Source organism: Lentiprolixibacter sp., from assembly GCF_982873095.1.
This window is the reverse complement of the sequence record NZ_CEYNTP010000326.1, coordinates 1-2431: the sequence shown is the minus strand read 5'-3', so window position 1 is coordinate 2431 and position 2431 is coordinate 1. Positions and strand designations below refer to the sequence as shown.

Here is a 2431-nt window from a genome sequence, read left to right as displayed (position 1 = left end):
CAGATTTCAGGAAGGAATGCAAGATGGAATTCAACAGGGATAGTAACAGGCTAAATAAGAGCGCCCACCAGATAGAATCTACGGAAAAACCACCTACCAGGTAGTCGGCCAGAAGGATGATCAAAGCGTTTATGATCAGCAGGAAAAGCCCTAGGGTAACAATCGTCACCGGAAGGGTAAGGATGATCAGGATCGGTTTAACTAAAAAATTAAGCAAACTCAGGACCACTGCTACAATGACTGCCGTGAGGTAACTATCCACAAAGACTCCGGGAAGAATATTCGCCAGGACCACAACGGCCAAGGCACTAAGTAATAACTTGAGAATAAAGTTCATAAGCAAAACAAAAAAGGCACCGAACAAGGCCCGGCACCTTTAAAAGTATAAAATATTTCTCTTCTATTTTATGTAGAGCCCGGTATAATCCAGAGGATTCACCCCGGGAAGGTTAGAACCATACTTCGCATTGATCGTCGCCACGATCTGATTTGCCAACAAGGCGGCTCCTCTTGGGGCTGGGTGAATGCCATCTAGGGAAAATCCACCTCCGGTAGCGAAATCGTCAGTTACCACGCTGCCATCAGGCAGAGGTGCACCCTGTGTGGCGATCACATTTTGATAGGAATTTACATCCACCAGGCCCAGGTCATATTGCGTGGCCAGCGCTTCTATAGTTTGGTTGTAAGCAGCAGTAGCATTTTCTACTAACAGTTGTTCTTCCGGGGTGAGTACCCATCGATCTTCCAGGGGTACACCCACGCCATTGACACTGGCAGGGTTATTTGGATCTGCGAGGGTGCCAATAAAGGAAGCAGATGTTAGAATCAGTAGATCTTCAGGAGTTGCCTGCCTGTATTTAGGCAATGCAGCGAAAGCAGGGTTAATAGCTCCAAGATCGGTAAGGTCTTCATCAACAATAACCACAGCGTTTTGTCCGGCGGAAAAGTTGATTGTTCTTCTGGCCGCTTCTTCGGCGGTAAATAAACCTGTCCCGGCTAGGGCCGCCTGTGCCGCCTGTATGCCCCCATTATAAGCTGCATAACCTGCATTTACTGCTGCGGCAGTTGCCTCATCCAGGGGTACCGCGTTATACGGTACAGTTGTAAAATAGGGAAGCGCTTTTACGTCTGGCAGGTTGATCACCACGCCGTCAGCACCGTTTGCAGTCATTGCCTGAAGCAAGCTATTGTATACACTTGCAAACACATTAGGATCGGTAATATCGGTCCCGCCATATGTGCTCGGGTCGAGGTTCCCGGTTTGGTCAATGCCCGAGCCTCCGTCAGCTGCAAAGCCCAGAACATCGTTGTTTCCTATCCAAAGGGTAAAGAAAGTAGCGTTCTGTGCAAGGGCATCTTCCAGAATTGTAGCATTGGGTGAGCTCGCAAACCTTGCAAAATAAGGGTTGGCAAGTCCTACAGCTACCCCTGCCACGTTCCCATACCCAGGTGCTACCAGATGGTAGCTTTTAGCGCCAGGCACTCCCATGTTATTAAAGGAACCAGAAAGTACATTCGAAATTTCGGTAGTCCCCGTTCCGCTCACCTCAACTGGTGAGGGAGACCCCGTTGAAAAATCCAGGATCAGGCGATTACCCAGAATGGGCTGCCCGCCCAGAGTGGCACCTCCGAGATTGTCTGCCATAAAGGGGATATCAAAATCACCTCCGCCAACCAGGGCGAAGTTTCCTGCCAGCATATTGGGGAAGGAATTGGTTTGACTATCAATAAACAAGGCCGCATCGGTATAACCGGCAGTAATAGAAGTCCCCAGGGCTACATAGGTTGAAAAATTAGCACTCCCTGCCGTATAAACGATCGGATCGGGATCCGGAACCGGATCGGTAATTACATCATCATCGCTACAAGAAAACAGAAAAAGTCCGCCCAAAGCGAACAACATCAAAAACTTTTTCATTTCGTTAGTTTGAATTTAGTTTAGTTAACCTACCGTTAAGGCAGCGTAAAGCCAAATTTAACCAAATTTAGTTCACACGCAAGATGGTCGGCGTTAAATCATGCCGGTGTAGTGCCATCTTGCTCCAATCCCTCCTGCAGGAAGTCAAAGGAATACTGGAAGAATTCCTGAGGGTTTTCAGCATGCAGCCAGTGTCCGGCATCGGAAACGGTTTTCAATTGTGCTTCAGGGAAGTGGTTCCTTATAAGAGGGAAGTCGGATTCGGAAATATATTCCGAACGGCTGCCCCCAAGGAATAATACAGGTCCGAGAAAGGATGCTGTAGTATCCAGTGAATCGCCAATTTCCTCCATTTTGGTGGCAAGTACCCTTAGGTTAAATCGAAAATCGAGTTTTCCTTTTTCCACCCAGTGCAGACTTTTCAATAGGAATTGCCGGATGCCCCAATCGTGCAGGGTCTGTGCCAGCGCAAAATCAGCTGCCGATCTTGAACTTAAATTTTCTTCCGGAATG

General features: G+C 48.0%; 3 protein-coding genes. All 3 read right to left on the bottom strand.

Going from position 1 to position 2431, the window contains the following annotated elements:
* Positions 1-337 (bottom strand): phage holin family protein (locus tag AC4E7D_RS13935; RefSeq protein WP_490174384.1); only part of this gene is annotated, 337 nt, incomplete at its 3' end.
* A 63-nt stretch (positions 338-400) separates the two neighbouring features.
* The gene (locus AC4E7D_RS13930; RefSeq protein ID WP_490174383.1) at positions 401-1918 is read right to left on the bottom strand and encodes a G-D-S-L family lipolytic protein; all 1518 of its coding nucleotides are present in this window, start codon (positions 1916-1918) and stop codon (positions 401-403) included.
* Positions 1919-2016: 98 nt separating this feature from the next.
* Positions 2017-2431, bottom strand: a 415-nt coding sequence (locus AC4E7D_RS13925; protein WP_490174382.1) for an alpha/beta fold hydrolase, incomplete at its 5' end; no start/stop codon positions are given.

Excerpts from the sequence above, each read along its gene's own strand:
- AC4E7D_RS13930 (WP_490174383.1), bottom strand. The coding sequence starts at position 1,918 with ATGAAAAAGTTTTTGATGTTGTTCGCTTTGGGCGGACTTTTTCTGTTT.